At 64.4% G+C, this 20327-nt stretch carries 19 protein-coding genes; 2 read left to right on the forward strand and 17 right to left on the reverse strand.

Features of this window, described 5'->3' with window-relative positions:
• Positions 1–152: 152 nt before the first annotated feature.
• From FVF58_RS13565 to FVF58_RS13625, 13 genes are all read right to left on the reverse strand, one after another.
• Positions 153–1376 (reverse strand): mechanosensitive ion channel family protein, encoded by a 1224-nt coding sequence (locus tag FVF58_RS13565; protein WP_149670403.1) that lies wholly within the window; start codon positions 1374–1376, stop codon positions 153–155.
• A 338-nt stretch (positions 1377–1714) separates the two neighbouring features.
• The gene (locus tag FVF58_RS13570) at positions 1715–2071 is read right to left on the reverse strand and encodes a Rap1a/Tai family immunity protein (RefSeq protein ID WP_149670404.1); all 357 of its coding nucleotides are present in this window, start codon (positions 2069–2071) and stop codon (positions 1715–1717) included.
• A gap of 208 nt (positions 2072–2279) precedes the next feature.
• Positions 2280–3020, reverse strand: coding sequence for an ankyrin repeat domain-containing protein (locus tag FVF58_RS13575; protein WP_149670405.1), 741 nt, complete (start codon positions 3018–3020; stop codon positions 2280–2282).
• Positions 3021–3072: 52 nt separating this feature from the next.
• The gene (locus tag FVF58_RS13580) at positions 3073–3864 is read right to left on the reverse strand and encodes a TatD family hydrolase (RefSeq protein WP_149670406.1); all 792 of its coding nucleotides are present in this window, start codon (positions 3862–3864) and stop codon (positions 3073–3075) included.
• Between the two features lie 33 nt (positions 3865–3897).
• Positions 3898–4422, reverse strand: a complete 525-nt coding sequence (locus FVF58_RS13585) for a GNAT family N-acetyltransferase (RefSeq protein ID WP_149670407.1) — start codon at positions 4420–4422, stop codon at positions 3898–3900.
• 96 nt (positions 4423–4518) lie between these two features.
• Positions 4519–5544 carry a DNA polymerase III subunit delta' gene (locus FVF58_RS13590; RefSeq protein ID WP_149670408.1) on the reverse strand — a complete coding sequence of 342 codons (1026 nt, stop codon included), beginning with the start codon at positions 5542–5544 and terminating at the stop codon, positions 4519–4521.
• 105 nt (positions 5545–5649) lie between these two features.
• Positions 5650–6270: a dTMP kinase gene (gene tmk, locus FVF58_RS13595; RefSeq protein WP_149670409.1), complete on the reverse strand. Its 621-nt coding sequence runs from the start codon at positions 6268–6270 to the stop codon at positions 5650–5652.
• Positions 6270–7280: an endolytic transglycosylase MltG gene (mltG, locus tag FVF58_RS13600; protein WP_149670410.1), complete on the reverse strand. Its 1011-nt coding sequence runs from the start codon at positions 7278–7280 to the stop codon at positions 6270–6272. The genes tmk and mltG overlap by 1 nt, the downstream gene beginning before the upstream one ends.
• A gap of 372 nt (positions 7281–7652) precedes the next feature.
• Positions 7653–8048, reverse strand: coding sequence for a hypothetical protein (locus tag FVF58_RS13605; RefSeq protein ID WP_246217045.1), 396 nt, complete (start codon positions 8046–8048; stop codon positions 7653–7655).
• Between the two features lie 126 nt (positions 8049–8174).
• Entirely contained in the window at positions 8175–8597 is a 423-nt protein-coding gene (locus FVF58_RS13610; protein ID WP_149670412.1) for an ACT domain-containing protein, read from the reverse strand.
• Between the two features lie 360 nt (positions 8598–8957).
• Positions 8958–9416: an MEKHLA domain-containing protein gene (locus FVF58_RS13615; protein ID WP_149670413.1), complete on the reverse strand. Its 459-nt coding sequence runs from the start codon at positions 9414–9416 to the stop codon at positions 8958–8960.
• Between the two features lie 401 nt (positions 9417–9817).
• Positions 9818–10075, reverse strand: a complete 258-nt coding sequence (locus tag FVF58_RS13620; protein WP_149670414.1) for a nickel-binding protein — start codon at positions 10073–10075, stop codon at positions 9818–9820.
• A 57-nt stretch (positions 10076–10132) separates the two neighbouring features.
• Positions 10133–13756, reverse strand: coding sequence for an AAA family ATPase (locus tag FVF58_RS13625; RefSeq protein WP_149670415.1), 3624 nt, complete (start codon positions 13754–13756; stop codon positions 10133–10135).
• A 618-nt stretch (positions 13757–14374) separates the two neighbouring features.
• Between FVF58_RS13625 and ygfZ the strand changes: the two genes are divergently transcribed.
• Both ygfZ and FVF58_RS13635 read left to right on the forward strand, forming a co-directional pair.
• Entirely contained in the window at positions 14375–15433 is a 1059-nt protein-coding gene (ygfZ, locus tag FVF58_RS13630) for a CAF17-like 4Fe-4S cluster assembly/insertion protein YgfZ (RefSeq protein ID WP_149670416.1), read from the forward strand.
• An 88-nt stretch (positions 15434–15521) separates the two neighbouring features.
• A complete protein-coding gene (locus tag FVF58_RS13635) occupies positions 15522–16367 on the forward strand; it encodes an NRDE family protein (protein WP_149670417.1) in 846 nt (281 codons plus the stop codon).
• A gap of 103 nt (positions 16368–16470) precedes the next feature.
• On the opposite strand, the gene FVF58_RS13640 is transcribed toward FVF58_RS13635, so the two are convergent.
• The 4 genes from FVF58_RS13640 to FVF58_RS13655 all read right to left on the reverse strand — a co-directional run bounded on the left by FVF58_RS13640 (position 16471) and on the right by FVF58_RS13655 (position 20138).
• On the reverse strand, positions 16471–17430 hold the full coding sequence (locus tag FVF58_RS13640; RefSeq protein ID WP_149670418.1) for an alpha/beta hydrolase: 960 nt from the start codon (positions 17428–17430) through the stop codon (positions 16471–16473).
• A gap of 76 nt (positions 17431–17506) precedes the next feature.
• Positions 17507–18418: an SDR family oxidoreductase gene (locus tag FVF58_RS13645; RefSeq protein ID WP_149670419.1), complete on the reverse strand. Its 912-nt coding sequence runs from the start codon at positions 18416–18418 to the stop codon at positions 17507–17509.
• Between the two features lie 74 nt (positions 18419–18492).
• The gene (locus FVF58_RS13650; protein ID WP_149670420.1) at positions 18493–19491 is read right to left on the reverse strand and encodes an NADP-dependent oxidoreductase; all 999 of its coding nucleotides are present in this window, start codon (positions 19489–19491) and stop codon (positions 18493–18495) included.
• Between the two features lie 158 nt (positions 19492–19649).
• Entirely contained in the window at positions 19650–20138 is a 489-nt protein-coding gene (locus FVF58_RS13655) for a PaaI family thioesterase (RefSeq protein WP_149670421.1), read from the reverse strand.
• Positions 20139–20327: the final 189 nt, after the last annotated feature.

Raw genomic sequence — 20327 nt, forward strand, 5'->3', positions numbered from 1 at the left:
CGCGCGGAGACACGATCGGTTCGATGCGTTCTGTCACGCGGCGCTGGTTGCGCGCCGCGCGGGTTCACGTGGTAACGTGCTCGCGCATCGATCTGCCAGCGCCCCCATGCACTCGCATGCGCACGCACTCGCGCCAGTATGCACCCCACCCGCTATACCCTCTCCTTCGATTTCTGCGAAGCTTCCGCCGCGCCCGGCCGACCGAACCGGCTCGCCACCGGATCCGCCTCGGTATGCGCGGCGGTGCTGCCGGCCGGCGCCTGCGCGCTGCGCGGCACCCAGTCGAGCGGCTCGCTGACGGTGGTTTCCAGTTCCGCCGACACGTCGGCGCGCGTGCGCGGCAAATACTGCGGATAGTGCTGCTGGATGAAGCCGAGCAGGCCTTCGCGCACGCGGCATCGCAAGTCCCAGTTCAGGCCGGAGTCCGGCGAACTGACGAGCGCGCGCAGTTGCATCGAGCGCTCGGTGCCGTCGGTGACCTGCAGCACCTGCACGCGGCGGTCCCACTCGGGCGCGCTCTCGACGATGCGCGCGAGTTCTTCGCGCAGCGGCGCGAGCGGCATCCGGTAATCGACGAACAGAAACACCGTGCCGATGATCTGCGAACTGCTGCGGGTCCAGTTGGTGAACGGATTCTCGATGAACCATTGCAGCGGCACGATCAGCCGGCGCTGGTCCCACAGACGCACCGACACATACGTGCCGGTGATTTCCTCGATACGCCCCCACTCGCCCTGGATGACGACGACATCGTCGAGGCGGATCGGCTGGGACAACGCGATCTGCAAACCGGCGATCAGGTTACCGAGCACCGGCCGCGCCGCGATACCGGCGACCAGACCGGCGACACCGGCCGAGGCCAGCAGGCTCGCACCGACCTGCCGGACATTCGGGAAAGTCATCAGCGCGCCGCCCGTGCCGACGATCACGATCAGGATCATCACCGAGCGCGCCAGCACTCGCGCCTGCGTATGGATGCGGCGCGCCTGCAGGTTGTCGGCGCTATCGAGCGGATGGGCGCGGATGATCGCCTCGCCGATGGCCGCCGCCGAGCGCACCGACAGCCACGTGAGCGCGGCGATGAGCGCGATCGCGGCGACGTCGCGGATCGGCTCGATATAGTTGAGCGTGCTGGGCGCCTCGGACAACACGCCTTCGAGCACCAGAATCACGAGGACGAACAGCGACGGTTTGTCGATGTAGCGCAGCACCACGCTGGTCAGCGGATGCGGCCGCGCGATGCGCATCACGATGCGCGCGCCGAACCGGTGGACGCCGACGGCCACCACCACCAGGATGACCGACACGACCAGCGCGCCGAACCAGGTGTGCAGCGGCGCCTCGGCGGCAAGGCTGAATTCGTCGAAAGTAGGCATGACGGGCATTGTCCTCCTGGCGCGAGTGTAGACAGGACCGGGGTGCCTGACACGCGGGCGCGGCGCGCAGCGTCGCGGGATGAGATGCGGCGCCGTCTCGTGCCGGTCAGGAGCCGCGTGGCGCATCCACGAAACTACCGACATCTTAATGTTCACCCCGCGAAGGGGGAGCCGGCCCAATCGCCCCGCCATGCGGAAGCAACCTGAATTTCAACCAGGTTTGACGCGTTCGTCCCGGAGTGGGTTTTCAGACTCGCGACAGTCCGGGCCGCACACAAAAGCACTGGCAAACCGGAACACGCGTGCGTCTCCAGTCTGCTGTCACATCAACTTCCAGATCAACTTCCGCTCTTGCAGGGAAACGCTTTGCCGAGTCCCAGCGAGATCGCCGTGCTGGCGTTGTAGCCCGCGACGTTCGGATTTTCCGCAATGTATTGGCGCACCGCGTCGGTCAACTGCGCCGAGCGCGCGTCGGCCGGCAGGCAGAAGTACTGGCCGACCCGCGGGCCGGTCGTGCCGCCGATCGCGTCGATGGTGTTGAAGATGCCGTCAGCGGCGCCTTCGATATAGGCCGCGCATGCACTGCGCGATGCGACATCGGTCTTGGTGCACAGCTTGTTGAGGTCGCCTCCCGTAAACGCAGCTGCCGATAGCGGTACGGCAAACGCGCTGGCGAAAATCAAAGCCCGCAGCATGGTGTTCCTTTCCAGGGTCGTTTATCAGGCGGTCTTACGCCGCATCCACAGGGCGCGCCGCGCGGCGCACCAAGTCGTCATTCTGCACTGTTTTACGACGCGGCAGCAGCCAGGCTGCCGCGATCGTCAGGCGAAGCTCGGCCAACGCATGGCGAAGCCGCGCCCGACGGCGAGGCCTCCGGTCCGCCTCGCCAGTGTCGCCGGCCGTTCACTTCTGTTGCATCTGCTGCAGGCGCGCGCTCAGGCCTTCGACCACGTCCGGCTCCTTGTAGGTCTTCGCGAAATCGAGCGCCGTCATGCCGATCTGGTTCTTCACGGTCAGATCCGCGCCATTGTCGAGCAGCAGCTTGACCGTCGACACATGGCCGCCGCGCGCCGCCATCATCAGCGGGGTGGTGCCGTTCGGCGAACCGGCGTCGACGTAGGCCGAATGGTCGAGCAGCACCTTGACGATGTCGTCGTGCCCGTTCGCGGCCGCGTAGTGCAGCGGCGCCCAGCCCTTCTTGTTGACCTCGGCGTCTTTCGCGATCAGCAGGTTGACGAAGTTCAGATCGCCGCCCAGCGCGGCCATCATCATCGCGTTCTCGCCGGCCTTGTCCTCGATCTCGATGTTGGTCTTCGGATTGGCGAGCAGCGCCGCGCCCACCTTGTCGGACTTCTCGCGCGCGGCGAGCACCAGCAGCGGGATGCCCTGGTTATCGACGCTGTTCGGGTCCATGCCCTTGGCGAGCAGTTTGTTCACGCCGTCGACGTCGTCGAACTTGACCGCCTTGATCAGCGAATCGATCGGTGCGGCTTGCACCGGCGCGGCGCTCAGCGCCGTCAGCGCCGCACACGCGACGGTGGCCGCGAGCGCCATGCGCGAGGCGCGGCGCCGCGCCGAAGCCAGTGCGCCGCGCATGGCGGAAGTGTGTTGAAGTGCAGCGGTCGACATCGAAATAGTTTTCATAACTTACTTTAGGAGACTTCCCTATCCTTTTGATATTACTAGTTTTTCAGACTCAGGCACCGGCGGGCGCGGGGATCTTGAAAAGGCGGAAGAAGTTCTGCGTGGTGGCGGCGGCCAGCGCCTCGTCCGGCATCTCGCGATGTTGCGCGATGAAGCGTCCGACATAACTTACGTACGCAGGTTCATTAGGCTTGCCGCGATACGGCACCGGCGCAAGGTACGGCGAGTCGGTTTCGATCAGCAGGCGCTCGAGCGGCACGCGGCGCGCGACGTCCTGCACGTCGGTCGCCTTCTTGAACGTGACGATGCCCGACAGCGAGATGTAAAAATTCTGCGCCAGCGCCTGCTCGGCGACCGACCACGGCTCGGTGAAGCAGTGCATGACGCCGCCCGGCTCGCTCGCGCGCTCCTCGGCCATGATGCGCAGCGTATCTTCCGCCGACGCCCGCGTGTGGACGATCAGCGGCTTGCCGGTCGCATGCGCGGCGCGGATGTGGGTGCGAAAGCGCTCGCGCTGCCATTCCATGTCGGCGATCGTGCGGCCTTCCAGACGGTAGTAATCGAGCCCCGTCTCGCCGATCGCCACCACCTTGGGATGCTCGGCCAGCTCGATCAGCTCGGCCACGCTCGGTTCGCGCATGTCCTCGTGATCGGGATGCACGCCGACCGACGCGTACACGTTCTCGTGCCGGCTGGCGATCTCCAGCACGGAGGGCAGCGTTTCCAGATCGACCGAGACGCACAGCGCATGCGTGACCGAATGGCTGCGCATGTTCTCGAGCACCTGCGGCAAGCGGTCGGCGAGTCCTTCGAAGTTGATGTGACAGTGCGAGTCGACAAACATGATGAAGTCCTGCGAAAAATGGATTGAGGCTGATCAGGCGGCGGTGTGGGCCGGCTCGAGGCGCTTGCCGAGAATTACCAGATCGCGCTCGACACCGTCCAGCACGGCCACGCGCGGCAGCGTGCCCCACGCGTCGAAGCCGAAGCCGCGGAACAGCCGCAGGCTCGCGTCGTTGTGGCCGAACACGAAGCCGAGCACGGTGTCGATGCCGAGCCCCGGCGCCGCCGCGAGCGAGGCGGTCAGCAATTGCTTGCCGAGCCCCTGGCCGCGCGCGCTTTCGTCGAGGTAGATGCTGACCTCGGCAGTGCGCTGATAGGCCGGGCGGCCGTAGAAATCCGAAAAGCTCAGCCACGCGATCACGCGGCCGGGCTGCTGCGGGTCTTCCACCACCCACAGCGGACGCTTTTGCGGACCATGCGCGTGAAACCACGCGAGCCGGCTTTCGACGCTGACCGGTTCGAGATCGGCGGTGACTTGCCGCGACGGCACCGTCGAGTTGTAGATGGCGACGATCGCGGGCAGATCGTCGAGGGTGGCATCGCGGTAGGCAAGGCTCATGGTGCTTTTATTCGAAATGAAAGACGGATTACGGGGCCCATGACCGGGCTGGGCGCGCAGCGGAAAACCCGGCCAGCCCGGACGGCGCGGCCGGGCTTACGCGAACAGCTCGCGGTAGCCGATAAACAGTTCCTCGAACACCAGCCGCGCGTTCAACGGATGGTTCTCGACCGCGCGTTGGCGCGTCACGCTGCGCATGAAGCGCGCGAACGCGCTGGCGTCCGCTTGCGATGCGCAGCGCGTCAACGCCGCCGACGCCTGCGGAAAATATCGCGGCGCGCCGGCGGTGCGCTGCGCGAGCAGATCGTACATCCAGCGCTGCAGCCAGCCCAGCACCAGCGGCACCGGCAGCTTCTGCAGCGCCTCGCCGCAGGCGAAGGCGTCGCAGTCCGCCCCGGCGGCCAGTTGCTTGAGCGTCCAGTCGCGCAGCGTGCGGTTCTCGTCGCTGGCGAGCGCGAGCGCCGCGAGCGGCGCGCCGCCGGCTTCGGCGAGCAGCGCGGGCGCCTCGGCGACACCTTGCGCGGCCAGCCACTTCGTCGCCACGTCCGGCGCGGGCACGCTCAACGGCCATTGGCGGCAGCGGCTGATGATGGTGGGCAGCAAACGGTCGATACGCGCCGACACCATCAGGAACACGACGCCCGCGGGCGGCTCTTCCAGCGTCTTGAGCAGCGCATTGGCCGCCGCGAGGTTCAGCGCTTCGGCCGGATACAGCACGACCACGCGCGCGCCGCCACGGTGCGAACCCACGCCGACGAAGTCGAGCAGGCCGCGAATCTGCTCGATCTTGATTTCCTTGCTGGGCGTGCGGGTCTTCTTGCCTTCGTCGGCGTCGGCCTTCTCGGCGGCGGCGGCGCCTACGCCGGCTTCGGCGGCGAGCGCCTCGGGCACGACGATCCGATAGTCCGGATGATTGCCTTGCGCGAACCAGTTGCAGGCCACGCATTTGCCGCACGGCTCGCCGTTGGCTTGCTGCGCCTCGCACAGCAGTCCCTGCGCGAGATGCTGCGCAAAGCGCAGCTTGCCGATGCCCGCCTGCCCATGCAGTAACAGCGCGTGCGGCCAGTGGCCGCGCAGCTGCTGCAGGCGGTTCCAGTCATCGGCTTGCCACGGATAGATCATCGTTTCTCTTTGAAATCAATCGGTTGAAAGCGTTGCATGAGGCACAACATCAGGTTCGCCAGACCTTTGCATAATGTTATAACGGCAATTTATATTCTTTTAAAATCAAATAACTGCGATCAACTCTTCAAGCTGCTTCTGAATTCGCGCAATGCTCTGCGAAGAGTCGATGATAGCGAACCGGTATGGCGCCTCTTCCGCGCGGCGCAGGTATTCGGTGCGGGTGCGCTCGAAAAACGCCGCCGACTCGCTCTCGAAGCGATCCGGATCGCGCGCTGCGCTGCGCCGTTCGTTGGCGATCTCGGGCGGCAGATCGAACAGCACCGTCAGGTCCGGCTGGAAGCCGCCCTGCACCCAGCGCTCCAGCGTTTCCAGCTTGTCGCGCGGCAGGCCGCGGCCGCCGCCCTGATACGCGAAGGTCGCGTCGGTGAAACGGTCCGACAGCACCCAGTCGCCGCGCGCGAGCGCCGGCTCGATCACTTCGGCCAGATGCTGGCGGCGCAGCGCGAACATCAGCAGCGCCTCGGTTTCGAGGTCCATCTTTTGGTGCAGCACGATCTCGCGGATCTGCTCACCGAGCGGCGTGCCGCCTGGCTCGCGCGTCATGACAACGGAGCGGCCGGTGCTTGCGACCTTCTCTTCGAGCCGTTCGCGAAACCAGCCGAGATGGGTCGTCTTGCCGGCGCCGTCGATGCCCTCAAACGTGATGAATTTGCCCCGCGCCATCATTGCCCTCGAATGTATTTGTCCACGGCCTTGTTGTGATCGCCGAGGGTGTCAGAAAAGATGCTGCTGCCGTCGCCGCGTGACACGAAGTACAGCGCGGCGCTTTGCGCCGGGTTCAGCGCCGCCTGCAGCGACGCGACCCCGGGCAACGAGATGGGAGTGGGCGGCAGGCCCATCCGGGTGTAGGTATTGTAGGGAGTGTCGGTCTGCAGGTCTTTCTTCCTGATGTGGCCGGTGTAGCTGTCACCCATGCCGTAGATCACGGTCGGGTCGGTTTGCAGCGGCATGCCCGCACGCAGCCGGTTCGCGAACACCGCCGCCACCATCGGCCGGTCCGACGTCTTGCCGGTTTCCTTCTCGATGATCGAGGCCATCGTCAACGCGTCGTACGGCGTCTTGTACGGCAGGTTCGGCGCGCGCGCGATCCACGCCTCGTCGAGCCGCACGCGCATCAGCCGGTATGCGCGGCGATAGATATCGAGATCGCTGGTGTTCTTGTCGAACAGATAGGTGTCCGGGAAAAACAGCCCCTCGCCGTTGCCGATCGACGCCTCCGGCGCACCGATCGCGGTCATCAGGTCGGCGTCGCTCAGGCCGGACGTATCGTGTTTGAGCGCCGGATTGGCGTCCAGCTCGGCGCGCATGCGCTTGAAAGTCCACCCTTCGATGATGGTCGCCACGTACTCGTTGACGTCGCCGCGGGCGATTTTCTGCAGCACCTCGTAGGGCGTCACGCCGGTCTTGAACTCGTAGTTGCCCGATTTCAGCTCGGTTTGCAGACCCAGCAGCCGCGTCATGATGATGAACAGCTCCGGCTCGACCGGCACACCGCCGCGATTGAGCTGCAGCGCGACGCTGCGCAGGCTGCTGTGCGGTTTGACGGTGACGTCGAGTTGCGCGGGGGTCAGGTCGAGCGGCTTGGTAGCCCAGTGGTATCCGCCAGCAATTGCGACTGCGGCCAGCACAACGACCATCGCGCCGGCGACGAAACATTTCTTCAGGAGGGACACGACGAGGAATGGTTAAATTTTGAACCGCAAGCGGTTGATTTAAAACACGAATGTCTCGCGCCGGTCAGCATTGAGACTTTGCCCGTTTGTAGCCTTTTTGGCCCATTTCGACCCGTATTGTATAGGTGTGGGCAGGATGTGGGCACAAACAGCAAAGCGGCCCGCAGGCGGCTCTCCCGCGATCACTCACTATTCTGGGGTGTCGGGCACGAACTGCTTTGTGCGCGCTGATCCGGCGCTTCGTCTAGGGGAGCAACCTGGTTGATGTGCCAAACCCAGCCAGGACGACGGGTTGCGGCCGCGCTCAGCCCGAAGTTGACTGGCTCGGTTCGAGCAGCGAAGGCGGCATCGCCCAGACTGGCTGTGCGTCGATCAATGCGGTGTACCGAGGCAAGCGTCGGCAACATCGACGATCGGCTCGCTGTCGGCGTGAGCTTGAGGAAACCGGTCAACGCACTTGATTTGAGCGAAGGTCCACCAGGTTCCCGGTGGATCGTGACCCAGCCACATCACAATGGCCGCGACCTTGGTTCGCAACGCCCATTGCCGCCAGTCAGCCCCCGTTGGCGAAAAATTTCCGTGACTGTCCGTGTACAGGTTGCGGTCCAACCCGTACTGCTTCAGATAGGGCGGATTGAGGCGCTCCTCGAGCGTCGCCGGCTCGCCACGCGCGATGCCGGCTTGCGCTATTGCCTCGTCCCGGCGGAAATCGCGCACGGCATAGCCGATCACCGACAGCTCGAACAGCAATGCCCCGCCAACTGCCATGCACGTCGCAATAGTACAGAGCGAGAGCGCCCAAACTACCCGCCTTCTGGTCGTCGGTGTCTTCATCACTCTCGACCTCCTCCCGGCGTCGGGATTCAGGCTGCGTCACCGTCCGGTACGGGTGCTTCAGACCCTTTGCAGAAGGTCAATGGCCTTTTCGGCATCGTCCAACGAGTCGACCGCGAGATACGCAATGAACTGCGTGCCAAGTACAGCGGCCGAGACGCCGCGGAGGTTGACCCCCCCGTCCGACAACGCCTCGGTCAATTGCGCGATGATGCCCAGCTGATCCAGACCCATTACACGGACAGAGTGAAGGCTCGGAGTGACGCTGAACCCCACCTGTGTGGCGGCACGGATCGCACTGTCTCCCTCTAGCGGTGCAACAAATACGACCCCCTTACCCGATGCCTCCGGCGTGCGACGTGCCACGATGAACTGCAAGTCGACACCAGCATCCCGCAAGACGCTTAATACCTTCGCAAGGCCGCCCGGCTTGTCGTCGATGGTAGCCGCCCAAACATCGATACGTTCCACGTTCAGTTCCATGGCAGTCCCTCCCGCCTGACGAACCTCATGAGAAAAATCTACTTCACGAACGGCGCGCAAGCAAGGTACGCAGCGTAACGCGACGACCTACGCCATTCTTTTATTGCCGCAACTTCAATCTAACCGCACTGTGACGCGGTCAAACGGGCTCGCAAGATGAGTCGGACGTTCACTGCACGCGATCGGCGCTTTCCGTCCAACTGTCTAAGTTCAACTGCGGATTCAACCGGTCGATGCAACGATTTGCTGGAATCGCTCAGCTGGTGTATCGAAGTTTAGAGTTTTCCTTGGACGTTCGTTGAGCCGCCTTGCGACGTCACCACTTTGGCCCCGCTCCCGCTCGCAGCTACTTCCTCGCGATCAAATGTCGCGCGTGCGCGGGATGACAACTGCCTGGCCGTGCAATTTGCCTTCCGCATCGAGAAGTTGCCACAGTGTCGCTTCCTCGATCATGAAGCGCCGGCCTGACTTGGTGACACGCACGCCCTTGTAGCCCGCCTCATAGCCGAGCCGCTGTACGCGTGCGAGGAACTGCTGCCGCTCCTCGCGATTCGGGGCTTCAGCTGAGAGCCGGGACGGCAGTCGGGTGATTTCATCCCAGCTATATTCAAAGCGGCACTGCGCAGCTTTATTGCCATAAATAAAGAGCGGGTCGGGATCGGTGTTGTGCGCAAGCACTGCGAACGGTGCACTCTCATAGAGCCATTCGGTAGCTTCGGCCACCGGCATGGCCTGCGGCACTAGAGGGCGACCAAGCACCCGGGCGTAACTATCGGTAAGGAGCTCGTAGAAAGCTGGATTGCGGTGGAGTGGGATCATCTAAGGCATCTCTACGGAGATCGTGGGCTCTGTGCAAAGGCGAAAGGCGTTCACGATACAGCATCTTCAGGCGAAGTTTTCTTGCGTCCAGCGGGGGCAACGGGTGGCGACTGATCAATCTGTAGGTAAAGGGCGGACACTCCGCTATCCGGGCTTCGCAAGCGGCCAAGGACTCGGTCCGGCGCAGACCTCGCACGACCGCTGATCTCAGCAGATAAGCCAACGGCATCAACTGCCCCTCACGGGACGAAGGACCAGGCGCCACCTGATCGGCGGCGTTCAATGCATAACGGGCATCTGCGCCTTTTCAACGGCGGACATGGCCGAGGCCTTTTCGCCTTTCGGTCTCCAACACCTCAACGTTCAACCCGGCCGGCCTTAGGTAAATTGTCACGGCGCCCTTAATTGAACATTTCCGGCCGCAAGTCGCTCACCTCGATGATCACATCAGCCGGCAGGTTCGCCCGGCGCGCGGCGGCGCGGATGGCTTCGGCGTTGGGCGCCTCATATAGGCAATATGTCTTCTTCTTGTCCGCACTGAGGAACGAAAAAAGCCACTCGACGCCCTCTTCGTCGTTGATCCGCCTGACAGCGTCCGCACTTTCGTTGGTGACCTCGAGCTGTTCCGCGAAGTTTCGTTCAATCATAAAACGTGGCATGAGCTTCTCCTCATTGGTAGGTGCTTCGCTGCGCTTCGAATCCTGCGATCGGGCGCGTTAGAGTCTGAGCGCCGCGCTGGCTTGAGCGCCGGCAATGCGCTCGACGAGCGCAAACATCTTGAGTTCTTTCGCTGCAGCATCGGCCTCGGCGAGCAGATGCTGTGCCCGTTCTCTATCGTCGACTCCGTTGCGCGCTGCCAGCATGAGTGCGTATTCGTGCCTGTCATGCGCAAGCCAGGGCCACGCGCGCAAGCGCTCGTCGATGCGCAGCCCGTATTCGAAATGCTCCTCGGCAGCGGACCAATCGCCCAGTGCACGGGCCAGCATGCCAAGATAACGCGCCGCTGACCCGCAGCACAGCGTAAAAACAGGAACGGTGACAACCTGGTCCCGAAACGGCAGAAGAAGCGCATAGATCTGTTCGGCGTGCGCGACGTCCTGGAGCCGCGCGGCAACTTCCGCCAGATACGCCAACGTAATGAGCCGCTTGCTGTCGACGGGAATGCCGAATTCCGATTCCACCAGCCGATCGAGATTGTCGCGGGCTTGCGCTTCGAAGCCGAGATCGCTGCAGATCAGCATGAGCCCGGGCCGCCACGCAGAGCTTCCGGAATGTTCGTCGACGAACCGCTTGAAGAGCGGCGCCACCTCGGCGAGCCGCCCTTGCTCGCGGCGTATCGTGAACATCTGCATGCCGTAGACGCCCGTTGCGAGTGTCGCGTCGACCGTCTGCGCCATCTGGAGCGACTCTCGCGCCTTGTGCTCGGCCGCGGCGAAGTCTCCGACAAGTATCGCCCGCATCGCCTGCGCACCCGTCACACACCACTTGTCGACGAAGTGCTGCCCGCTGGCGGCGATTTGCCGATACCTTTCCAGCGCACTCTCGAAGCGTTCCACCTGGCCAATCTCGAGGTAGCCAGCGAGACATCGGGCGCACGCATGACCTACGGTGTGCGCATCGCCGAGATCCTCGGCAATCCGGCTCAACTCCTGCAACACGCTTGCGCGCTCCGCAAACTTCTCCGCAGGCAACGGCCGGGCTCCGACATGCATCATCTCGCAAACCAATGCGTCGAACAGGCTCGGCAGGTCGTTCAGGCGTCTGGCGAGGGCGACAGCCTCGAGAACGAGTTCGCCCGTCGGTTTGCGCGCACCCGTCATGTGAACGGTGCGGACGAGGCGGCTCAACAGGCGACAACGTTCGACCGACTCCTGCGTGCCGACCAGCGCGAGCGCTTCTTCGAGCAATAAAAGCGACGCGTCGCCGGAGCCTTCGAGGAACGTCTCGGCGGTATCGAATCCCAACGCCGCCTGGACAAGAAAAGTTGTGAGCTTGTGTTCGCGGGCAATCTGGGCAGCCTGCCCGAACGTCGCAATCGCCTCGCGCCGCGCCAGCCTGAGTTCCGCGCCGCCTCTCGTCAGTAGCAAGGACAGCAGATGGGTGGCTCGATCGTGATCGCTGTAAGCGCATCGGTCGATCAGTTCGATCCCGCGCTGCGCGTGCGCGATAGCTTCTTCGTAGGCCGCGCCCGAATGCGCCCGCTCTCCCGCACGCTGCCAGTAACCGATTGCGCGCGCCGGCAGATCGGCCGCAGCGAAGTTCTGGGCGATCAGTTCGGGTTGCCGTTCGGCGACTTCGGGATAATGCTGCTCCAGCGCGATGGCGATCTGCGCATGGTATTGGCGGCGGCGCGCAAGCAAGAGCGATTGGTACGCAATCTCCTGGATCAATGCATGCCGGAACAGATACGTGCCTCGCCCAGCAGGCGTGCCGGAGGCCGGAACGATGATTTCCGCCGCGACCAGGTGGTCAAGCGTTTCCTGCAATTCGTTCTCAGGCTTCGACGCAAGCAGGCTGAGCAGCTTCCTGCCGAACTCCCGTCCCACAGTGGCCGCGATCTGGGCAGTTTCCTTGACGATGGGCTCCAGCCGGTCGAGCCGCGACAACAGCGAGCCTTGCAGCGTATCCGGAATCGCAATGGTCTGTGGCGTTCCCTTTAATTCGTAGCTGACGCCTGCATCCTGCAACAGATCGCCCTGCAGAACCGTCTTGGTTAGCTCCTCGACAAAAAGCGGCACACCGTCGGTCTTGGAGAGGATCTGATCGAGTACGAGACCCGGAAGCCTCTTTCCATCGGTCAGCCGTTCGATCATCGCGATGCAATCGTTGCGCGACAGGCGGTCGAGATTGACTTGCACGAGATGTGGGTAGGCCCATCCTGGTTCGAACTCGGGCCGCGCGGTGAGCAGCACGAGCAGCGGCGCGGACACCAGTCGCTCGAGCAGGAGCCGGACGAACTCCTGTGAGGACGGATCGATCCAGTGCGCGTCCTCTACGACGACGAGCAACGGCTGCACGCGCGCCGATCTTTCGACGATCGTGACAAGCATGTCGAGCGTGCGCCGCTTGAATGAAGGCGATGAGGAATCGATCGCCGGATGGCGCCCGGTCGCCGGAATGCCGAGCAAGGTTCTGAGCACGAGAACCATTTCGTCGACATCGCCCCCGAGTCGTGCGACTGCCGCCTCCAGCGGTTCGAGATCCAGAGCGCTGGGCGCGTCGGGTCCGAGACCAAAGTCGCGGCGTAACCAGCGCAATACCGGCCAGAAAGGGCTGTTGCGATAGTACGGGGAACAGTGGAGCGAAACGACCGCATGGGTGTCTCCCCTGATGCTATCGCCGAATGCCCGGAGCACACGGGATTTTCCGATTCCCGGCTCGCCGGTCAGCAGCACGCCGCGCATTTCGCCATCGACGCTCTGCTTCCAGCGCTGCCGGATCATCTCGAGTTCCACAGCCCGTCCGATGAGCGGCGTCATGCCGCGGGCTGCCTTGACTTCGAAGCGGTTAACCGCATCCGCTTGCGCGAGCACGCGCTGGACCTTAACCGGACCGGAGACGCCTTTCAGTTCCTGCCGACCGAGGTCTTCGAGCAGGAATGATCCTTCGATCAGGCGTTGCGTCGCCGGGCCCACGACGATCGCATCGGGCGGTGCGAGCGATTGCAGCCTTGCCGCAACGATTGGCGCCTCGCCGACGATCGCCTGGCGGTCCAGCGTGGACCCGGCACCGATTGCCCCAACGACGACCAGCCCCGTCTCGATGCCGATTCGTACCTGCAGGCGAACACCGTGCTCGACTTCGATGCGATCGTTGGCCTCGCGCATCGCAGTGACGACGGCGAGCGCGGCAAGTACCGCGCGCACGGCATCGTCTTCGTGTGCATTCGGGTACCCGAAATAGACGAGCAGTCCGTCACCGAGGTAAAGCGCGATGTGACCTTCATGAGCTTCTATCGCGCTGGCGCAGGCTTGATGGTAAAAGCCCAGCAGGCCTCGCATGTCCTCGGGATCGAATCGCTCGGCAAGCCCTGTTGAATCGATCAGATCGACGAACATCACCGTGAGCTGCCGTCTCTCGGCGTCGACGGCTGTGGACGTGGCTGACGCAGGCGGCTGACTTCGTTCCTTCGCATGTTGAAGCAGTCGCCGATGAATTCCCGTGCGCTCCGCAAGACCTTTGGCGAGCCGCTTGCGGTCGCCAAGCGTCAGGCCGAGTTCCTTCAACTCGTCATCGGAAAGATCGCTGAGCACGTCCCAGTCGATCCCTTCGGAGGCGAACTTCGCAGCGTGCTCACCGAGGCCGAGGTGTACCAGCCATGTCGTAAGATCGTCGGTCATCGCTGGATCTGTGGCATACCAATCAGACTATGATCGGCGAGGAAACCTGACTTGTCCATGCGCCCTCGCACGCGTTCCAACGACTGCTTGATAAAGCACCATTCATGGCAGACGCGTGCGCCAGTAGTGCTTAAGTAAGAGCACCGGAAAATGCGGCAGGGCGTGCTCGTTGAAATCCGAGGGACCCTCCTGGCCGATACGGCACGAGTAGGGCCGATCTACGAGCGTCCGCTGCAGCGGCTGGAACCGACGGTCCAATGTCCATCTTTATGCATGGGATCGAGAACGTCCGGTTCCACGACGTGCGCCGGCACCTGGGCGAACTGGCACGTTCGGGCAGGGACGCCGCCGAATCGGTTGAAGAGTTGGTGTGCTGGGCGAAGTATGAACACGTTCTCCGGTACGCTCATCTTGCACCTGACCATTCGACAGAACACGCCAACATGCCCGCAAGCCGGGGACAACCGGCTGCGGACTACCTGCTAGCCCTTGCTGCACAAGCCTTGGGCCTTGGCAGAGACCTCATGCAAGTAGGGCTATGCGGAACGTAGCAGGGTTGGACTGCATATAATGCTTGTTTGCCTCAGCCAAAGTCAGAATTGACTGTTCTCCGAATCCATGAACACACCGCTCGCTACCGCTTCAGGCACCCCCTCAGGTACACAGTCCGGCACACCTTCGCTGGCCGTGCTGCCGCGTCCGTCGGCCGATGAATTCGATGCCGTGCTCGAGCACGGCGCCTACATGCCGCTCACGCAATTCGGCGTGATCGATGCGACCGGCGACGAGGCGGCGAGCTTCCTGCACGGCCAACTGACCAACGACACCCAGCATCTGGACGCCGCCCACGCGCGTCTTGCCGGCTACTGCTCGGCGAAGGGCCGTCTGCTGGCGTCGTTCCTGACGTGGCGCAGCGGCGACACGATTCGCCTGCTGGTGTCGAAAGACGTGCAGGCGGCGGCGCAGAAGCGGCTCTCCATGTTCATCCTGCGCGCCAAGGCGAAGCTGGTCGACGCCAGCGGCGAACTCGCCGTGGTCGGTCTTGCCGGCGACGTGCGTCGCGCGCTGTCCGGCGTGTTCGACGCGCTGCCCGACGGCGTGCACGTGCAGGTGGACGGCACGGCGGGCTCGCTGATCCGCGTGCCGGATGCGCTGCAACGGCTGCGCTATCTGTGGATCGGCCCGAAGGCGCAGGTCGAGGCGCTGCTGCCCTCGCTCGACGACAAACTCAAGCGCGTGTCGCCGGCAGTGTGGGACTGGCTCGACATCCGCGCGGGCGAGCCGCGCATCACGCAGCCGGTGGTCGAACAGTTCGTGCCGCAGATGGTCAACTTCGACGTGCTCGGCGCGGTGAATTTCCGCAAGGGCTGCTATCCCGGCCAGGAAGTGGTCGCGCGCAGCCAGTATCGCGGCACGATCAAGCGGCGCACGTCGCTCGCCAACGTGCCAGGCGAACTGGCAAACGTGCGGCCCGGCACGGAACTGTTCCACTCGGACGATCCGGGGCAGCCGTGCGGGATGATCGTGAACGCGGCGTCGGCGCAAGGCGATGGGGTCGATCTGCTGGTCGAGATCAAGCTGGCGTCGCTCGAAGGCGGCTCGGTGCATCTGGGCGCACCCGATGGCCCGGCGCTGCGCTTCCTCGCGCTGCCCTACGGCTTGCCGACCGAGGTTTGACACCTTCCATCACGCAAAGCGGCGCAAGCAGGCGCCGCTTTTTGCTGACCCCTGCAACGCCGACGCTCTCACCGGGAGACGCTCCCCGATGTGCCTGATCGTTTTTGACTGGCGGCCCGACGCGCTCGATGGCGCGCTTTTCACGCTCGCCGCGAATCGTGACGAATTCTTTCGCCGCACGGCCGAGCCGATCAGCTGGTGGCACGACGCGCCAGGCGTGCTGGCGGGCCGCGACCTGGTGGGCGGCGGCACGTGGCTCGGTCTGTCGCGCGACGGCCGCTTCGCCGCGCTGACCAATTACCGCGCGCCGCACGAAATGCGCGCCGATGCGCCGACCCGCGGCACCCTCGTCAGCGACTGGCTGAGCAGTTCCGCACGTGATCCGGACGACAGCCCGCACGAAAGCCCGCTCGCGTATCTGCAACACGTCGCGCGAACCGGCGACATCTACAACGGTTTCAATCTGCTGGTGGGCGACTGGACGCGCCGCGAACTCGCCTGGTATTGCAACCGTGCGGATCGCGCGCCTGCTCTGCTCTCGCCCGGCACGCACGGCATCTCGAACGCGGTGCTCGATACCGCGTGGACGAAGCTCGTGAACAAGCGCACGGAACTGGGTACGCTGCTCACGCGCGACGCGATGCCGCCGCTCGAGCGACTGATCGATCTGATGCGCGACCCGCGTGTCGCCCGCGATGACGAATTGCCGGCCACCGGCATTCCGCTCGAACGTGAACGGGTGTTGTCGGCGGCGTTCATAGAGTCGCCGGACTACGGCACGCGCGGCACGACCGCGTTGCGCGTGAGCGCGCATGGCGAAGTGATCAGCGTGGCCGTGGCCGAGCGCAGCGACGACAACGGCTCGCATCGAATCGTGCGGCCGGGCGACTTCGAGCGCAGCTTCGCGTTCAACATCGAACGTGAGATTGCGTGAAGCGTGCGTGCGTGAGGAGCGTTGTGAGGTCCGGTAGTCTGGACTCGTTCCGACGCGCTGAAACCAACGCTCCGAACCCGGCACGCTGAAACGAAAACCGCCGCTACTCCAGCCCAAACGCCAGGCGCAGAGCCGCCGCGGCATCCGCATGCGCATGCGCGACCTCGGGCACGTAGCCGCCCATCTTGAAGAATTCGTGGATCATGCCCGGATAGCGCCTGAGCGTTACCTGATTGCCCAGCGTGCACAGTTTCTCCGCATACGCGTCGCCCTCATCGCTCAACGGATCGTATTCGGCGGTTGCGATCCAGGCCGGCGCGACGCCGCGAAAATCGGGCGCGCCGCGCTGACCGTCGAGCGGCGCGAAACGCCAGTCGTGGCGATCGTTTTCGTCGCGCACGTATTGCTCGAAGAACCATTGGATGGTGTCGCCCGACAGCAGGAAACCGTCCGCGAGGCGCGAGTGCGAATCGGTTTGCTGATGGCCGGTCGTGCCCGGATAGATCAGCAATTGCAACGCAAGCCGGATGCCCGCGTCGCGTGCGAGCACGGTGCAGACCGTCGCCAGCGTGCCGCCCGCGCTATCGCCGCCGACCGCGAGCCGGTCCGCGTCGACGCCATATTCCGCGGCGTGCTCGCGCAGCCAGGTCAACGCGTCGAACGCGTCGTCGACCGCGGTGGGGAATTTGTGCTCCGGCGCGAGCCGGTAATCGACCGACAACACCGTGCATTGGCCGTCGCGCGCGAACATCCGGCACAGCGCGTCGTGCGTATCGACGCTGCCTACCGTGAAGCCGCCGCCGTGGTAGTACACGAGCGCCGGTGCGGGCTCGACCCAACTCGGCTCGACCGCCTGATAAAGACGCGCGCGAATCGCCGCGCCGTCGCGCGTTGGGATCGACAGATCTTCCCGCGTGAACATCGGCGCGCTCGCGATCTCCAGGATGGGCGCGCTTTTTTCGTACAACGCGCGCGCCTGTTGAGCGCTCATCTGATGGTATTGCGGACGCTTCGCCCGCGCGATCATGTCGAGCACCTGCTCGATCTTCGGATTCAACGGCATGGCGCATCGGGTGGCGCCTGCGCGCCGGTGGTTGAAAAGAGCCGGCCCGCAACGTGCCGGCGATGCGTTCGAGCGCCTAACCCGCGTTCTTCACTTCGGGCTTGAGCGACATCGGATCGGTGGGTTCGCGCAATTGCTCGATGTCCTCGTGACGCAGCTTCACCGTCGCCATGATGCCAGGATGCGTGACAATGTAGAAGCGTCGCGCGGCGATCGCTTCGAACGTGATGTCGGCGACATCGGCGGCGCTCAGCTTGCCCGACTGCACCGCACGATGCAACTGCCTGTCCGCGGCGATCTGCGAGCGGGTCGGCGCGCCCGCGTTGCGCAGCTCCGACGGACGCGCGCGTTCCGCGTCGGCGATGCCGGTCGGCACGAAGGCCGGGCACAACAGCGAACAGCCGACCTGCCGCCCGGCCGCTTGCGCTCCTGCCACCGTCCCCGCTACTGGCGCTTGCGCGAGTTGCAGGTCGTGATAAAGCGTCTCGGTCAACGACACCACCGCGTGTTTCGACGCGTTGTAGACGCCCATCGCGGGCGGCGACAGCAAGCCCGCGACCGACGCCGTGTTGACGATATGCGCGGGCTCGTTCTGCGCCAGCATGATCGGCGTGAAGACCCGCACGCCGTGCGCGACGCCCATCACGTTGACGCCGAACACCCACGACCAGTCGTTCGCCGGGCTTTCCCACACGAAGCCGCCCGCGCCCACGCCTGCGTTGTTGAACAGCAGATGCACCTTGCCGAACGCGGCGAGCGCCGCTTGCGCGAGCGCTTCGACCTGGGCCGCGTCCGACACGTCGGTCGGCACGCCGATCGCGTCGGCGCCGCGCTCGCGCAACGCGTCGACGGTTTGCGTGAGCGCGACGGGATTCACATCGGCGAGCACCAGCTTCATGCCGAGCGACGCGCCCTTCTGCGCGAACGCATGGCCCAAGCCGCTGGCCGCCCCGGTGATCACCGCTACCTTGCCTGCGAATTCGAACATCGTGTGACTCCCGGATTGAGTAGCGGATTGAGTAGCGGCTTGCGCGCGCATGTGCCTCTCGAGTGCGTCGCCGCTCAGATCAGCTTGACGAGCTGCTTGCCGAAGTTCTTGCCTTTGAGCAGTCCCATGAACGCCTCGGGCGCCGCATCGAGCCCTTGCGCGATGGTCTCGCGATACTGCAGTTTTTTCTGCGCGACCAGCGTGCCGAGTTGCTTGAGCGCTTCCGGCCACACATCCATATGCTCGCTGACGATGAAGCCTTGCACGAGCAACCGCTGCGTGAGCATCAGCGCCGGATGCTTGAGCGGCATCGGCTGACCGTCATAGCCCGCGATGAATCCGCACAACGCAATGCGGCCGAATGCGTTCATGCGCGCGAGCGTCACGTCGAGCACTTCGCCGCCGACGTTCTCGAAATAGCCGTCCACGCCGTCCGGCGTCACGGCCTTGAGTTCCTGATACAGATTGCCCGCCTTGTAATCGACGCACGCGTCGAAGCCGAGCGTCTCGACCACGTAGCGGCACTTGTCCGCGCCGCCCGCGATGCCGACCGCGCGCGCGCCGGCCAGCTTCGCCAGTTGACCGACCACGCTGCCCACCGCGCCGCTCGCCGCGCTGACCACCACGGTCTCGCCCGCTTTCGGCGCGATGATCCGGTTCAGCCCATACCATGCGGTGACGCCGGGCATGCCGACCGGGCCGAGATAGGCCGAGAGCGGCACATGCGTGTCGTCGACTTTCTGCACGCCGACTCCGTTCGACGTGCCGTATTCCTGCCAGCCGAACATCGCCACGACCTTGTCGTCGACCGCGAACTTCGGATTCTTCGACTCGACCACTTCGCCGACCGTGCCGCCGATCATCACTTCGTTCAGCGGCTGCGGCGCCGCGTACGACTTGCTGTCGTTCATGCGTCCGCGCATATACGGATCGAGCGACAGGAAGTGATTGCGCACGCGCAATTCGCCATCGGCCAGGGGCGCGAGCGGCGTTTCGACGAGCCGGAAATTGTCGGGCGTGACCGCGCCTTGCGGACGCGAAGCGAGCACGAGTTGACGGTTGATCTGGGGCATGACGGTCGTCTCCTTGAGTTACCGATGTGTTAGCGATGAGCTAGCGATCGGGTCGGTTAATGTATTGAACGGCGAGCGTGGTGGTCGTGACAGGCGCGCGTGGCTCGCTCGGGCTCACGCGCTTTGCCGTGGGCGCGCGATGGTCGCGCGGCGGTCGATCAGCCGTCGCTCGGGCCGGGTTTCGCCGACGGGTCGCTGCGCAAGCGCTGCTGCGTCACGTCGCGGCCGACCGCAAGCCGTCGCATGTATTTGAAGGTGCCGAGCGCCTTGGCGACGAAATGGCCTTCGCTGTCGCGGATCTCGCCTTCGCAATAGGCCATGGTGGTCGAGCGGTGCAGGACGCGGCCGGTCGCGCGCAGCTCGCCGCGGCCCGGCTGCATGAAGTTGACCTTCATTTCGACGGTGACGACGCCGACGCCGTCGCCGGCCAGACTGCGCGCGGCCATCGCGAGCGCGACATCGGCGAGCGTCATCGTGACGCCACCGTGCGCGACGTCCCACGTGTTCATGTGATCGGGCTGCAACGTCAGCACGACTTCGCTGACGCCGTCGGCGGCCGAGCGCAACTGCACGCCGAGACGATCGACGAACGGGCTCTCAGGCAACGATGGCGCGGCTGCTTGGGGGGATGAGGATGAATCGGTCATTGCGTATTCAGGGTTCGTTGTCGGCACAGCGAAATGTGGCCGATGGGACTGGCGTCTTCGTCGAGCCTTAACATCACACTATGATGAATCGTGAAATCAGCCTCGCTGCGCGGCTTCGTATCACGACTCGTCGCATCCCGTTGCATCGGGACGCACGGCGAGCCGAAGGCGCGCACAGCAGGAAATGAT

Origin of the sequence: Paraburkholderia panacisoli (genome assembly GCF_008369935.1) — a bacterium.
GTDB classification, from domain to species: Bacteria; Pseudomonadota; Gammaproteobacteria; order Burkholderiales; family Burkholderiaceae; genus Paraburkholderia; species Paraburkholderia panacisoli.

What these genes read in the sequence shown, in the direction of transcription:
- FVF58_RS13645 (WP_149670419.1), bottom strand. Translation starts at nt 18,418, where the DNA reads ATGTTCGAATTCGCAGGCAAGGTAGCGGTGATCACCGGGGCGGCCAGC.
- FVF58_RS13590 (WP_149670408.1), bottom strand. Translation starts at nt 5,544, where the DNA reads ATGATCTATCCGTGGCAAGCCGATGACTGGAACCGCCTGCAGCAGCTG.
- FVF58_RS13605 (WP_246217045.1), bottom strand. Translation starts at nt 8,048, where the DNA reads ATGGCAGTTGGCGGGGCATTGCTGTTCGAGCTGTCGGTGATCGGCTAT.
- FVF58_RS13585 (WP_149670407.1), bottom strand. Translation starts at nt 4,422, where the DNA reads ATGAGCCTTGCCTACCGCGATGCCACCCTCGACGATCTGCCCGCGATC.
- FVF58_RS13565 (WP_149670403.1), bottom strand. Translation starts at nt 1,376, where the DNA reads ATGCCTACTTTCGACGAATTCAGCCTTGCCGCCGAGGCGCCGCTGCAC.
- FVF58_RS13655 (WP_149670421.1), bottom strand. Translation starts at nt 20,138, where the DNA reads ATGACCGATTCATCCTCATCCCCCCAAGCAGCCGCGCCATCGTTGCCT.
- FVF58_RS13610 (WP_149670412.1), bottom strand. Translation starts at nt 8,597, where the DNA reads ATGGAACTGAACGTGGAACGTATCGATGTTTGGGCGGCTACCATCGAC.
- FVF58_RS13640 (WP_149670418.1), bottom strand. Translation starts at nt 17,430, where the DNA reads ATGCCGTTGAATCCGAAGATCGAGCAGGTGCTCGACATGATCGCGCGG.
- FVF58_RS13620 (WP_149670414.1), bottom strand. Translation starts at nt 10,075, where the DNA reads ATGCCACGTTTTATGATTGAACGAAACTTCGCGGAACAGCTCGAGGTC.
- FVF58_RS13650 (WP_149670420.1), bottom strand. Translation starts at nt 19,491, where the DNA reads ATGCCCCAGATCAACCGTCAACTCGTGCTCGCTTCGCGTCCGCAAGGC.
- tmk (WP_149670409.1), bottom strand. Translation starts at nt 6,270, where the DNA reads ATGGCGCGGGGCAAATTCATCACGTTTGAGGGCATCGACGGCGCCGGC.
- FVF58_RS13615 (WP_149670413.1), bottom strand. Translation starts at nt 9,416, where the DNA reads ATGATCCCACTCCACCGCAATCCAGCTTTCTACGAGCTCCTTACCGAT.
- FVF58_RS13635 (WP_149670417.1), top strand. Translation starts at nt 15,522, where the DNA reads ATGTGCCTGATCGTTTTTGACTGGCGGCCCGACGCGCTCGATGGCGCG.
- FVF58_RS13570 (WP_149670404.1), bottom strand. Translation starts at nt 2,071, where the DNA reads ATGCTGCGGGCTTTGATTTTCGCCAGCGCGTTTGCCGTACCGCTATCG.
- FVF58_RS13575 (WP_149670405.1), bottom strand. Translation starts at nt 3,020, where the DNA reads ATGAAAACTATTTCGATGTCGACCGCTGCACTTCAACACACTTCCGCC.
- FVF58_RS13580 (WP_149670406.1), bottom strand. Translation starts at nt 3,864, where the DNA reads ATGTTTGTCGACTCGCACTGTCACATCAACTTCGAAGGACTCGCCGAC.
- ygfZ (WP_149670416.1), top strand. Translation starts at nt 14,375, where the DNA reads ATGAACACACCGCTCGCTACCGCTTCAGGCACCCCCTCAGGTACACAG.
- FVF58_RS13625 (WP_149670415.1), bottom strand. Translation starts at nt 13,756, where the DNA reads ATGACCGACGATCTTACGACATGGCTGGTACACCTCGGCCTCGGTGAG.